General features: G+C 39.0%; 14 protein-coding genes. 1 reads left to right on the forward strand and 13 read right to left on the reverse strand.

Translation table 11 applies throughout. The annotated features are described in order from the left end of the window. Positions 1-179: 179 nt before the first annotated feature. The 4 genes from WAE64_RS09360 to WAE64_RS09375 all read right to left on the reverse strand — a co-directional run bounded on the left by WAE64_RS09360 (position 180) and on the right by WAE64_RS09375 (position 4284). Positions 180-2735 (reverse strand): zinc-dependent metalloprotease, encoded by a 2556-nt coding sequence (locus WAE64_RS09360; protein WP_340236096.1) that lies wholly within the window; start codon positions 2733-2735, stop codon positions 180-182. Positions 2736-2945: 210 nt separating this feature from the next. Continuing rightward, positions 2946-3392 (reverse strand): GNAT family N-acetyltransferase, encoded by a 447-nt coding sequence (locus WAE64_RS09365; protein WP_340236097.1) that lies wholly within the window; start codon positions 3390-3392, stop codon positions 2946-2948. Then, positions 3379-3855: a GNAT family N-acetyltransferase gene (locus tag WAE64_RS09370; protein WP_340236098.1), complete on the reverse strand. Its 477-nt coding sequence runs from the start codon at positions 3853-3855 to the stop codon at positions 3379-3381. Before WAE64_RS09370 ends, WAE64_RS09365 begins: the two co-directional genes overlap by 14 nt. A gap of 3 nt (positions 3856-3858) precedes the next feature. Then, positions 3859-4284, reverse strand: a complete 426-nt coding sequence (locus tag WAE64_RS09375) for a DUF1801 domain-containing protein (protein ID WP_340236099.1) — start codon at positions 4282-4284, stop codon at positions 3859-3861. 244 nt (positions 4285-4528) lie between these two features. On the opposite strand from WAE64_RS09375, the gene WAE64_RS09380 reads away from it, so the two are divergent. Further along, positions 4529-5317, forward strand: a complete 789-nt coding sequence (locus tag WAE64_RS09380) for an HAD family hydrolase (protein WP_340236100.1) — start codon at positions 4529-4531, stop codon at positions 5315-5317. On the opposite strand, the gene WAE64_RS09385 is transcribed toward WAE64_RS09380, so the two are convergent. The 9 genes from WAE64_RS09385 to WAE64_RS09425 all read right to left on the reverse strand — a co-directional run bounded on the left by WAE64_RS09385 (position 5318) and on the right by WAE64_RS09425 (position 13803). Continuing rightward, positions 5318-6040 (reverse strand): phytanoyl-CoA dioxygenase family protein, encoded by a 723-nt coding sequence (locus tag WAE64_RS09385; RefSeq protein WP_340236101.1) that lies wholly within the window; start codon positions 6038-6040, stop codon positions 5318-5320. Positions 6041-6247: 207 nt separating this feature from the next. Next, positions 6248-7177, reverse strand: coding sequence for a hydroxypyruvate isomerase family protein (locus WAE64_RS09390; RefSeq protein WP_340236102.1), 930 nt, complete (start codon positions 7175-7177; stop codon positions 6248-6250). Positions 7178-7371: 194 nt separating this feature from the next. Continuing rightward, a complete protein-coding gene (locus tag WAE64_RS09395) occupies positions 7372-8637 on the reverse strand; it encodes a YncE family protein (RefSeq protein WP_340236103.1) in 1266 nt (421 codons plus the stop codon). A 60-nt stretch (positions 8638-8697) separates the two neighbouring features. After that, positions 8698-9015: a Dabb family protein gene (locus WAE64_RS09400; protein ID WP_340236104.1), complete on the reverse strand. Its 318-nt coding sequence runs from the start codon at positions 9013-9015 to the stop codon at positions 8698-8700. Positions 9016-9208: 193 nt separating this feature from the next. Beyond that, entirely contained in the window at positions 9209-10393 is a 1185-nt protein-coding gene (locus WAE64_RS09405) for an alpha/beta hydrolase family protein (RefSeq protein ID WP_340236105.1), read from the reverse strand. 378 nt (positions 10394-10771) lie between these two features. Continuing rightward, a complete protein-coding gene (locus WAE64_RS09410; RefSeq protein WP_340236106.1) occupies positions 10772-10936 on the reverse strand; it encodes a hypothetical protein in 165 nt (54 codons plus the stop codon). Positions 10937-11087: 151 nt separating this feature from the next. Next, positions 11088-11525: a hypothetical protein gene (locus tag WAE64_RS09415; RefSeq protein WP_340236107.1), complete on the reverse strand. Its 438-nt coding sequence runs from the start codon at positions 11523-11525 to the stop codon at positions 11088-11090. An 83-nt stretch (positions 11526-11608) separates the two neighbouring features. After that, positions 11609-12511 carry an SDR family oxidoreductase gene (locus tag WAE64_RS09420; RefSeq protein WP_340236108.1) on the reverse strand — a complete coding sequence of 301 codons (903 nt, stop codon included), beginning with the start codon at positions 12509-12511 and terminating at the stop codon, positions 11609-11611. 110 nt (positions 12512-12621) lie between these two features. Then, positions 12622-13803 (reverse strand): hypothetical protein, encoded by a 1182-nt coding sequence (locus WAE64_RS09425; RefSeq protein ID WP_340236109.1) that lies wholly within the window; start codon positions 13801-13803, stop codon positions 12622-12624. Positions 13804-13926 lie beyond the last annotated feature (123 nt).

Here is a 13926-nt window from a genome sequence, read left to right on the forward strand (position 1 = left end):
TGCTATTGCTTACTTTTTGAATTCTTCAAAATCAAATTTTTCTTTCTGTTCTATAAAAAAAACTGTGTCAAGGTAAAAATTAACATTTTAGCTAATTTTTACCTTGACACAGTTTTTTTTACAGTCTCAAAGCGGAAAGGCAACCCTTTCCGCTTTTTATTTATATTACAAACCACCAATTATTTAGGGTCTAAGCCTTTTTCAATGCGTTTTAAAACGTCTTGTAAGTGGTATTTGCTCATTTTATCTGTTGTTAAAGGCAATGCAGCTTTAATTTCAGTTTTCAACGATTCCAATTGCGCTCTTGCAATCGAAGGTAAATCTGTTTTCTTCAAATCAACCGTACGAATATCGTATCCGTAAGTTACTCCCGGAGGAATCGATAACACAGTTGTAGTTGTTGGTGTCAACAAAGTAATTACTTTCTCTGCATACACTTTTTGAAGATTACGACGATAAATATCTATCGGCTTACGGCTTTTCAACTCTGCCCATATACCACCACGTAGGTCAGTCATCAAATCATCAAGGTTGTAGTTAGCAGGGTTGGTAGCACTTGTTTCCATCAATCTTACAGCACGGTCGCCTAGCAATAAGCTATTCAACGTTGCCTCCTGAATCGATTTTATAGCCTCAACACCAGTTTCGATATTGATTTTATTCAATACGTTAGGGTCAATCAACCATGTTGGTGTTGCAAAAACCTGACGGTTCAAGAAAGCAACCGCTTCTTTTTGCGTAGCTTTTGGAACCGCCGTAAACACACTGCCTTCCATGTCGTAAGTCTTAGGGTCATCGAAGACACCACCAACGTTTTTGGTTACGTGACCCACATAACGACGGTATTGGCTTACTACGTTGCCATAAAGCTCGGCTAATTCTTTGTAGAACTCACCGTCTTCTTTGCTCCACTCTGTAAGGTTTGGTAAAATTCTTTGCAAGTTTTTGATACCGTAGTCAGAAGCCTTCATGGCGTTATCGCTAAGATCTTCTGTCTGGTAACGTGGGTCATAAGGACTGATTTCAGTACCGAAACGTTTACGTGGGTCTTTATAAGCCTCTTTTGTCCATTCGTTCAAAGTTTTCTTCTCTTCTTTGGCGTCTTTAGCCTCAGGGAAGTATGAATAACCCCATTTGATAGCCCAGATGTCATAATCACCAATACGTGGGAAGAAATCAGTAATACCATCTTCCGGCTGTGCTACGTAGTTGAAACGCGCGTAGTCCATGATAGACGATGTATGTCCGTTTTGTGCAATCCAGTTTTTATCACGTAGTTTTTCAACCGGAGTAGCCGAGCTTGCACCCATGTTGTGGCGTAAACCAATTGTATGGCCAACCTCGTGTGACGATACGAAACGAATCAACTCACCCATTAGCTCATCGCTGAAATTTTTGTTTCTTGAACGAGGGTCAACCGCCGCTGTCTGAATCAAATACCAGTTACGTAGCAAACGCATTACGTTGTGGTACCAGCCAATGTGGCTTTCAAGAATCTCACCACTGCGTGGGTCGTTTACGTTTGGTCCGTAAGCATTCTGAATATCAGCCGCAAAATAACGGATAGCAGAGAAACGTGCATCTTCAAGGCTAAGGCTATCTTTTTCGTCAAGGTACTCGCCACGGATAGCGTTTTTCCAACCTGCTTTCTCGAAAGCTACTTGCCAATCATCAACACCTGCTTTCAGGTATTTCTGCCATTTTTTAGGCGTTGCAGGGTCAATGTAGTAAATGATTGGTTTTTTAGGCTCAATAGCTTCACCACGTTTCTGGCGCTCAGCATCTTCTTTGCTTTTTGGCTCAAGTCTCCATCTTACAGCAAATACCTCCTGGTCAGATTTCTGAGATTCTTCACCAAATACAGAGTATTGGCTTGCAAAATAACCTACACGTTGGTCGAAGAAACGCTTACGCATTGGCGATTTTGGCAACAATATCATTGAAGTGTTAAATTCCATTGTAATAACACCTGCATCACGCGAAGCAGGGAAATACTGCCCGATTTGCGGAATTGGCATCAACGAAACCGTTGGAGGTACCACACCGAAAGTTTTCACCGTACGGATCTCAGTATTGATAGGATACGAACGGATATGTTGAATATACGAACGGTCGGCTTGTAAGGCGGTTATCTTATACAATTGTTTTGAGATAGGGTCAAGTGAAAACACTTGGTTGTCGCCTTTGAAATAATCAGTTACATCAATAACCGAAAGTGTATCTTTTTTCAAAGCTTTGATGTCAAACGCACCAATGATAGGGTCGGCGCTTGAGTTTCTTACAGCCTGAAAAATGGGCTTAGTGCTATCAGCACTGGTCATAATAATAGAGATAGAACGCAAGAAAATTTTGTTATCTGGTCCTTTTTCCCATCTTACCATCTGGCGGTTAACTTCTTCACCACCGAAAATTCCACCACCTGCAGGCGTTTTAGAGAAACGTGTTACAGTCATGATGTCACGGCCAATCAAAGAGTCAGCGATTTCAAAGAAATACTTATCATCAACTTTATGAACTGTGATTAATCCTTTGCTGGTTTTAGCTTTGTCGGTGATTACATCTTTGTAGGGTTTCGGTCCTGTTTTAGGTGCTTCGGCTGGTTTTGGAGTAGTTGTTGCCGGGGTAGTTTTTGCTGGTTCTTCTGGTTTTTTTTTGTCGTCTTTCTTTTGGGCATATCCCGTAAGGGTAACTCCCATCAAAACACAGGGAATCAGTGCTAGGCGTAATAATTTCATAATTAAAATTTAATAGTTTGATGAAAAAACTTCGTAAAAGTAAGCTAATAGAAAGAATTATTTTTAGAATATTGATGAATTAATTTGTAATTGAGACCAAACCACAAATTTCTACTAAATTTTTAGTCGTAGCATCCCCTAAATTGGGTGATTATTGTTGGGGATAGGGCTAAGTTAGTGACTAAAGGTAGTATAATTACGAGTAAATGCTTACTCTAATACTAAATGTAAAATCGGGAAAGGCTTGCCTGTGCCATCGGTTTCAGAGCGATTGGCTACCCTAAAACCATGATGCAAATAAAACAGATAGGCTTGTTGGTTTTGCTCGTTTACATCTACTTTACGCACTTTAAGGGTATTTAGTGCGTAGTTCATCAGGGTTTTGCCTACACCCTTGCCAATGGCATCAGGATGCACGAATAGCATTTCAAGGCTATCGGCATCGGTGCCCATAAATCCCAGAATCCTGTTGTTTTGGTTTCGAACACAAACGAGTTCTACCAGTTCGAAATACTTGTGTTCGTGGATGGTCTGCTTAAAAAACAAAATGTTTTCTTCTTCCAAAAAATGGTGTGTAGCCCTTACCGACAATTCCCAGATGTCTAATAAGCTATCGTGTTCGTTAGGGTTTACCGGGCTTATGTTATAAGGTGTCATTAATCAATACTTTGGTCAACATAATCATGTGCTTACACTGAATACCGTTCTCGAATATAGGTTCGGTGTAATTATCAATAAAGAAATTCATTTTAACGCCTGAAAGTTCAAAACCTTGCTGCTGGTAAAGATACAATTGCCCGATGCTGGCATTTGAAGTGCCAATAGAAAGGGTCTTATAACCTGCATCATTGGCTCTTAGAGTGGCATCTTCCAATAATAATTTTCCTATACCCTTTCCCTGATAGGCATCATCAACGGCAATGTTTTTGATTTCAAGCTCCTGCGCATCAATCTGATAAAGCACATATTGGGCAACTAATTTATCTTGCAAATAAGCAACATAGATAGTAGAGTAAGGGAGGTAGGCCATCAAAGCTTGTTCTGAGGGGTCGGCCGATAGCAACAAATCATAAGGGATGGCTTCATCGTTGCCGATTAGCCTAATGTTTAGTTCAAGCATAGTTTATTGAGAAGAAACATCTTGTGAACGACTGAAGCTCACCGACTCATCAATCATTTCCATCAACACATCCAGATTCACATCGCTAAGTTTTTTGATATAGATACATCCTTTGCCCGCCTTATGTTTGCCAAGTCTTTGCAATAAATCATCTCTTTTGGCGGGGTCGAGGGCAGTGTATAAACTAATAGCATCTTTACGGGGCGAAAAACCAACCAAAGGCGCATCGCCTTCGTGGCCGCTAGCGTATTTGTAATGATAAGAGCCAAAACCAATAATGCTAGGCCCCCACATACGTGCCTCAAGCCCTGTCTGGTTTTGCATAATTTCCAGCAGGTGATAGCCATCTGCTCGTTTGTTTTCGTCAGCCACAAGATTCAGAAAATCGTTGACGCTTTGGGTAGTTTCAATAGTTTTATTGTTTGCCATGAGCTGAAGTGAAGTTTAACAAAGATAAGGGAAATGTCTGAACTTTGATTTACCTGATTAAACTGATTTTTATGATTTAATAATTAAGACAAAATATGAATTTCATGTTATTTACTCACACGTTTCAAAGTACTAACTAACTATGTCATTATTAATAATCAGTTAAATCATTTAATCAGGTAAATCAAAGTTCAAGATAAAAATCATTTATCCGTATCTTTGCAGTCAAAAAACAACCAACGGAATGATAAAATTAATAGTGTGTGATATGGACGGAACGCTTCTGAACGATGAGAAGCAACTTAATGAAGATTTCTGGGATTTAGAGCCGAAACTAGCCGATAAGGGAATAAAGTTTGCCATTGCCAGCGGACGCCAATATTATAATCTGGTCGATAAATTTGATAGTATTAAAGATAAACTGATTTTCCTGGCCGATAATGGTTCATACGTGGTTTATCGTGACGAACAGGTACATTTAGACTCGCTTGATAAAGAATCAGCTAATAAATTTATCGAGATTGGTCGTACCGTACCTGACGCTTATGTGATTGTAAGTGCCAAAAAATCGGCCTATGTGGAGAATACCGACGAGCGTTTTCTGAAAGAAGCCGGAAAATATTTTAAGCGAATGGAAATAGTGGCTGATTTAACAAAAGTTGAGGACACTATATTAAAGGTTACAATCTGTGATTTCAAAAACTCTGAAACTAACAGTTATCTGTACTTTAAAGAGTTTGAGAAAGACTATAAAGTAGCCATTGCCGGCAAAATATGGCTTGATATAAGCGATTGGGGCGCAAACAAAGGAACAGCCATCAAGAAGATTCAGGAACAATTCGGGATTTCGGCAGAAGAAACAATGGTTTTTGGTGATTACCTCAACGACCTCGAAATGATGAGTGCTGCCAAATATAGTTACGCCATGAAAAACGCTCACCCGAAAATTCTGGAAGCCGCCAACTATGTAACCAAATACACAAACAACGAAAACGGCGTATTTGAGACTATTAAGGAAATGAATTTGATTTAATCAAGCAGAAACGCTTTGTAGTGATTCTGACCATTGAAGGTTGTCTGGCAGGGTACTTCTGCTAAACTCAATATGAATAACCCGCCTTTTCTGATGATTGCTTGTGCGATTAGAAGCATGAAGCAGCAAAGGTTTCATAAACATAATACCACCTTTCTGAACCGGACAGGTGGTTTCTTTTTCTATACTCCAATCGATGGTTTCGGGTCTGCAGATTCCTTTTAGATGTGATGACGGTATTACTTTCAAAGCACCATTACCTTCGTCGGTATCATCAAGGTGAATTCTTATTGTGAAATTATCTTCTAAAATTGATAGTGGCGGTTGTACTGCAAATTGCTTGTGTTTTACAGTCCAAGGGCCAAAGCCTTTTAAATCCGACTTTTTATCGACTGAAATCGTAAGGTCTTGGTGATAGGCCACAAACCAGTTAGAATCTTCGGGTTTATCGAAATAAATTGATTTTACTACAAAATAGTCTTCTCCAAAAATAGCATTGATGATAGAGTTAAGCTGCTCATTGAAGATAGTTTCGAGCGTCCCGGGTACTTCTTTCAGAAACTGCCTGATAGCAAATAAATCATTGGTTTTGCGGAAAGTAGGCTTTGAGGTATCAATAGATGCTATTGTTTGAAGTAAGTTTTCAATTTCAGCAGCATTGTAAACCTCATTCACAACGGCAAAGCCATCATTTTCTATTTTGTGTTTTAACGCAGAATACATATTTCAATTTATCAAATCAACAAAGACAATAGTGCTACATTGTGTTTTAGTGTACTTTGTGGCAATTGCATTTAAACCCTTATTTCCCCACTACCAACATATATACCTATGCTAGAATAAGAGCCGCAAACTTTGATTTAACCGATTATTTTCAAATCCGTGCAATCAGTAAAATCAGTTAAATCAAAGTTCAAGACGAAATTATTCCTAAACCTCAAAGCTATCAGACTCAATATAAGCTTTAATTAAAGCCAATTCACCTTCTTTGCCAGGTTTGAAATTACCGTGCTCCATACCCCAAATGAAAGTCTTGTTTTCGGCTTTACATTTGTTGTAGGCATGTTTGAAGATATTCTTGTAGTTAATTTCTCCGGTTGTCGGTTCTTTTCTGCCCGGATTATCACCAATCTGGAAATACCCGATTTCGCTCCATGTCCAATCGATATGAGGAATGATATGACCCTCATTTTTTTGCATGTGATAAATATCAAACAATATTTTACACGAAGGGCTGTTTACACCACGGCATATCTCATAAGTCTGGTCTGATGTTCTTAAAAACAGATTCGGGCTATCGCTTAGTGGTTCAAGAACCATTACAATGCCATGTGGTTCAAGAATCTCAGCACCACGGCGTAAGGCATCAATTACGTGTCCGGTTTGTACACCAATTGGTAGGTTACGCTCAAAGTCGCCCGGTACTACTGTTACAAATTTGGCATTACAACGTTTGGCAACATCAACGGCACGTTTGCAGCCGTTTAGAAATATCTCAATGTATTCTTTTTTGCCTGCTGCAAGAGTATTGGCTCCATTTCCGCCTTTATCTACTACAAACACGCCCATGTCCATACCTAATTTGGCCATAGTTTCGCCAATTTTGGTTTGCATTTCAGGTGTGCGTCCCATCATGCCGTTGTCTTCAAGGGCAGTAAAACCTGTATCCGCCATAAATTTCAACTGGTCGATTAAATCATCGCCTGCCAGATTCTTAAACATACCAAAGTGCGGTGCATATTTAAGTTTAAAGTTATTTTTAGCCGGAAAAAGGTCTAGTTTATCTGCAAAAGGTACGGCAGATACACCGGCCATACCAGCCATTGAGAAAGAGTTTTTAAGGAAATTTCTACGTTCCATAAGTGAAAGGTGTCGAATAGTGATTAATGTATGGGTTAAATTTAATAAATTCTTTGATAATAGATTGGTTATATAGCTAAAGTTGTGACTTGTAGCGACAAAAGATTTTATTTATTTTAAACCCCGTAAGAGTGATAAAGACTATACCAACTCTACGGGGTTTAATTAATATCAAGGTCTTGGACTTCAGCCAATTATTTAACTACTCGCAAAGAATGGCAGCCTCTGGTCAGAAACATTTTAAAGTCTTGTTTCTGCAAGCTGGGTTTAGCTCCTTGGTTCACTTTCCAGAACTCTATACCGCCAAAATGCTTGCCATAATTAAAATAATCATAAACCGTTACAGCTATGTTTTTACCACTTCTGTCGAACTCAACGCTTTTAGGCAGAATACCCTCAAACTCATATTCTCCATGATTCACCAAACTACCATCAGGCGTTAGTTTAAGCAGGCTCAGCGAAGCCTTGCGGCTCAGGTCGGCGCTCTCCCAGTTCAGAAAAGTTCTTTTGATATTAGCTACCACAATAAGGCTACCATCAGGGCTAATAGCAAATCCTTCGGGGTTTTGCCCGACTTTTGCCTTACTAATCGGGAAATGCTCTGTGCCTTCAAGATTAAACTTAATAACAAAAATTTCGCCTTCTACATCGCCCTGGCCACGTTTCAGGTCAGGAATCACATAAAACTTGCCATCGGGTGTAAATTGCCCTGCACCGGGTGTTGTGCCTATTTTTACTGGTTTTCCTTGAAGCTCCAAACGAACAATCTTGTTGGTTGGCCCATCACGAGTGGTTTTTAGCAAACCCACTTCTTTGGTATCTTCAAATGTAAAGGCAATAAAATTATCGTTAGGATGCCAGCTTACGTCAGATATTTTTCCGGCTGGTAAGCCCTGCGGGCGATGAATAATACGCACAGGCTTGCCGCTAGGGTCTAGCTCTAATACTTGTAGTTCTTTGCCTTCTTCTTCGGTACAAAGCACTAGGTATTCTCCTTTGGGGCTTATATCAATTCCGATAGGGTTTTTACCAGTAGGGAATTTATACAGCACTTTTGGGTGAGCCACATCTGCTATATCAATTACCGTTATAAATCCGCCAGCGGGTAGGTCTTCGTTAATGTTTTTGAGTTCGGCTACGTTATCAGCCAACATGCCTCTGGTATCAACTACATAAGCCAGATGATGTGTATTTGATACCACCATAGCCTTGGTATGATTAGCCGCCGAATTTGACACAATAACACTCCTTACCTCGTCGTAAGATTTCTCTAAGGGTAATTTTATAGAAGTAAAAGCATCTTTTATTCCTTTTTCTTTATAAATTTTTCCGTTAGCAAATGCCGATGCTGCCATGTCGGCGTCAGAGATAGCCACAATGCCTTTTGCATCGAAGGATAAATTCTGCGAAAAAGAAGTGATACTAACGAGTAAAAATAATGGGACGAAGATTTTTTTCATGTTTAGTATTACTTAGGTTTAAAATGCGAATGTCTAAAAAGCAGTTTGGATTAAGCTTTTTTAGCTTTCAGCATCATAAACCACAACTTTTTCCCAAAGATGAGAGCATTTGGCTACAAAATCGAGGTGGTCGGGGTGGGTTTGGTATCCGGCTTGTTGCTCAGGCGTATCAAAGATAAAAGTGATTGAGAACTGATAAGTTGTGTCAATTACGGCACGGTTTGTATCGGCAGGGGTACCCACATAGGCTGTCTGAATCAAATCGATTTTCGATAGTTCAAGTAGTCCTTCGTGAAGTGCTTTATGGTCGGCTTCGTTGTTGCGGTCTTTCAACCAGAAAAATACAGTGTGAACAAATCCTTTTTTTAAGTTTGCCATGTTAGAATAACGTTTTTTAGGTGAAAAATGATTATTGAAGTTATTTAGGATTTTAATTTCAGTTTAAAAATTTGGTGTTTTGAGCGAGCCAAATCAAATGATGAAAGAATAGCAGAGCTATTGTTGAAATCATTTGATGCAGGCGTAGCCAAAATAACACATTTTTAAGCGAAAGAAATAATCATAAAGAACTTCATTGATTACTAGAGAAAAACACAAGTGTATCTAAAATATATTTGTTTATCGACGAGCTATGCGTACCACCACTTACCGGATTGAGCCTTACAGTAGTTACGCCTCTTTTTACCATTGCATCATAAGCCGTCTGAGTATTAAAATAAGGTACATAAGTATCGGCCGTACCGTGTGTAAGCATAGTTGGCGTTTTCGGACTCCAATCAAAAATATCGTTGTCTTTTACTGCATTCATTAATGCAGTATCTGTTCCATTACTAATGGCAAGTTTAAGCTCATTTGTAATTAAAGTATTGAAACTGCCCGAAATACGTACATTTTGCTTATTTTGTTGTATCTGAGAGGCATAAGGCTCAATAAAATAACTACTCATGGCACGGTTGAGTTTGTACACGTGGTCGTAGGTAAGTATTACCCAGATGTAAGAAGCATTGTGGTTAGCCTCACCTGATGATGTTGTAGTTGCAATTGTCTTGAAGCTCAAAGTTTTGTTGTAAGCACCTGCACCGCAGCTAGAGGCTTTCAGGTTAAACTCGCCTTGTGCTTCTTCTTCCATTTTCTTTTGCAAGGCAAGGGTAGCATACCCACCTTCTGAGTATCCGCCTAAATAAACGTTATTATTCCATTTGAGTTTTTCTTGCTGAATAAACTCTTTGGTTGCTCTTAGCATGTCTAAACTTGCAGTAGCTAAGCCCTCACGGTGTTCGTAGGTATGTGGCAAATTATTGGTAGCACCATAACCAATGTAGTCGGGAGCAGATACAATATAACCTAAAGTAGATAGGATAGAGGCCAGTGTGCCTTCACCACCTGCATTGAAATACGAAGGTGCTTCGGTATCAGAAAAAATAGTGCCGTGCTGATAGCTGGCTAATGGGTAGGTATCTACCCCGGAAATATTAGGCACAACCACCGCACCCGATGCCTGAATGTCGGTACCATCGGTGTTTTTAGTTTTATAAATAATCTTATATTGCTTTACACCACCTCTTACAAAGAGGGCGAAGTCGGTAGCCTGTGCGCCTAGTGCACTTAAAAGTTGCTCTTTAGAATATTCATGAACTAAGGTTGCGCTTACAAGGTAAACTGGTTGAGGATTGGCTTCGGGTGTTTTTTCACAAGACCAAACAAGTACTGATAGGGTAATTGATAGTATAAAATACTTGAAATTTTTAATTTTCATAGAGATAGTGATTGTGATGACAAAGTTATTAAATTAATTGAATTAAGCCCCCTGTAAATTGCTTTTTTGGAACAAAAGGGCTCTTGTACTGAAAATAAATCGATAGGTATAGCTAAGGATAAAACGGCTCTGTGGACGTATCAGGAAGCTTTTCTTTCACAGAAAACAGTATAGTTTTTGCTGAAGAAAAGACATTTTATGACCTGCATGTAAACACAGCCTTCTGTATAACGAAAGTAAGCCGCTAATCTTTTGAAGAAACCTGGATTTGTTTGCCAACAGCTCAAAACAAAAAATGTGATGAAACCCACAAATAAGAAGAAGGTGGGGTTCCATCACATAAAGAAGAAATCTTTAATATTTTACTATAACGACGTTTTAATCATTATCAGCCGTTTTTGGTTTTTCAACCTCATTTTTTATATCTCTCGAGTCAGGCGCTTCATCTCTGTTGCCTGTTGATGTATCTCTTGGTGCAATATGCTTGTTATTCGACATTGAAATATTCTTAACATTTCGTTGTCTGTTTTGTATCATTGCCATGGTTTCAATAGTTTACGGTTAATAGTAAAATTAACTTCTGCTTATTGAGGTTAAAAATCTATTCCAAACGCAAAATAAACCTTAAATGACGGGTACTCTAGCAATGTTGTGGTCGATACTCCGCACGTATAGGTAGAATTTTTTGGACGTTTTACTTTTTAAATGCTTTCCATGTGAAAATAATAGGCAAAGCTTTTTGAAGTAGCGATAAGCCGTTGATTAGGTACACTTGAAAATTAACCCCATATTTCAGGCAAATGTAAGAATCTGTGACAAACCAAATGCCAAAACTTACCATAATAGCATTGCGTGCCCATTGCTCTTTTTGCCCGAAAGGATACCAAGCCAGATAAGCAAGAAGTATGTAAGCACAGGCGATAGTACCACCTAAAGGCCCTGCTACAAATTTCCTGAAAGCTTGTACATCTGTTGGGATGTTTGGCGTTTGCCAGAAAATCTGTGCAATGGCTTGGTCGTAATGCACAAAGATTGCTGAGCTGAGGTCAAATGCAAAGAGTATGGCTGCTACTGCAAGAAAAAGGCTACTGTAAACAAGCCACCTCTGCCAGAATATGAAAGAAGTTTTCAAGATTGTGTGAAAATTAGATGTGTGATATAATTATCAATTAAAAACAAAGGGCAGAAACCCTCAAATATCTGCCCTTTAAATTATTATTCTTTCTTACCCTTAGTATTGCTCTTAATCATGGCCTGTATCACGTCCCACATTTCGTTCGGAATAGCATTGAGATGATTAAATTCTCCTGCGCCGTTTATCCATTCACCACCGTCTATTGTTACAACCTCCCCATTTATATAAGACGAGAAATCTGACATCAGGTATGCAGCAAGGTTCGCTAGTTCCTGATGCTCACCTACACGTTTGAGCGGCACATTGCCAAAATCAGAGAAACGCTCACGCAAGTGCTCAGGAAACGCATCTACCGGAAATAACCTGTCCCACGCACCTTTGGTCGGGAATGGCCCCGGGGCAATGGCATTGAAACGAATACCATATTTAGCCCATTCTACGGCAAGGCTACGGGTCATAGCCAATACGCCCGACTTTGCCATTGCCGAAGGCACCACAAATGCTGAGCCTGTCCACGAATAAGTAGTAACAATGCTAAGTACCGTTGCTTTTTGTTGTTGCTCGATCCAGTGTTTACCAAAGGCCAGGGTACAATAATAGCTGCCCTTTAAAACTATATCAACCACAGTATCAATGGCACGGTGCGAGAGGCGTTCGGTAGGGGAGATGAAATTACCTGCGGCATTATTCAGTAGCCCATCAACTTTGCCAAATTCGGCAATGGTTTTATCTTTCATGGCTTCAATGGCACCATAATCACGCACATCGCAGGCAATAGGTAATATTTTGCCGCCAGTTTCCTGGCTTAGTTCGTGCGCAGTTTCTTCAAGTACTTGTAGTTTGCGGCTCGTGATTACCACATTAGCACCTAATTCCAGAAAATATTTCGACATCGATTTGCCAAGTCCGGTACCACCACCTGTTACAACAAAGGTTTTGCCTTCAAGCGCACCATCTCTTAGCATGGGTTGGTTATAAGCCATTTTATTTGGATTTAATTGTTGAATTTGATTTTGTATTATTTCACGAAAATACTGTATAATTTAAAAATCCAATACCTTTTTTAGAAGAAACTGTTTTTTGATTGCCTTATTCATTTTCCAGATAAATCTCTATACGAGATGGTGGGTATTTTCTTTGTGCTATATTCTTCCAGTAGTTTCATCATTGTAGTATGTATTTCGTTTTCTTGAATACCAAGTTCTTTATCTATGGCATTATAAAAATCATCATCGCTGGTACCATAGCTTAAGAGCCGCTTTAGCCCATTTATGCCATTTTTTTGTAAAGCTAAATGGCAAAATATACCACCATACACATAAGTTGGGTTGGTGAAGTCGTCTAGTTTGCTATGTGCAAGTATATTGTTAAGGTTAACATCGGGGTTTTTCTTCAAATAATCATAAACCCTATCAATATGGTAGTTCAGGTTTTTGCCGAAATGCCCTCCCCAGTAACCCGATATGCCTGCCAGAAACCAATCATGCGCATTAGAAAAAGAATTGTTGATGATATGGATTATTTCATGCTCATGAAATTCGGGATTTTCGTATCCACCTGTGTAGATATTGTTGTTTTTGGCATCATAATACCCACACCTGTTATTTTCGCCACCCATGCCAATCCTGTAGTCGAATCCGATTGTTTGATAGAGATTGTCGCAGTTTTCGAATATATAATAATTAAGTTTTTCGGGTTTTATGCCAAAAAGTGATGTTAATTGCAGATACGCACTGTTGGCTTTGAAGGCAGTTTTGCTATTGAATTTATGGCTGGAATTATAATGATAAACAATTTGCCCCACTGTTTTCTTTTTCCAGGTGCTGGTGTTCAATAGTAAAGTATTGTGCAAACGGAAATCGTTATTCTCATTTGTAAACGGATAGTTTGTAATAGCTATCGGAACAAAAACTGAATCGTTTTCAGCATAGTAGAAAATACTTTTAAGCCAGTAAAAACCATTCCTTTTAGAAATGGCTATAACCTTATTGCTAAGCCCAAGCCCTAATAAAGAAGGAGATAATGCTCCGCAATAATTTAATAAATCAGGGTACTTGTATTTTTTTATCATTCTTTCCGACCAGAATCCACCAAATGTTTGTTGTGCTTCTCTGTTCAGATAGTCAGCATCATAGCTTACATACTTTTTCCATTTTTTTAAAATAGCCTTAGTATAGACATTCGATGTATCAATCCCATGATTGACTTGGAATTGCTGTTGTGCACAACAAAATAAGGTGATAAATAAGGAAAGAAGTAGGAGTGGTGTTTTCATACAATTAAGCGGCTTTAGAAATTTATTGTAGAAGTTGTTTAGGATTTTAATTTCAGTTTAAAAATAGTGGTATTTTGAGCGAGACAAGTCAAATGATGAGAGCTATGGTTGAAATTATTTGAC

The organism is Emticicia soli (genome assembly GCF_037860775.1).
Taxonomy (GTDB): Bacteria; Bacteroidota; Bacteroidia; order Cytophagales; family Spirosomataceae; genus Emticicia; species Emticicia soli.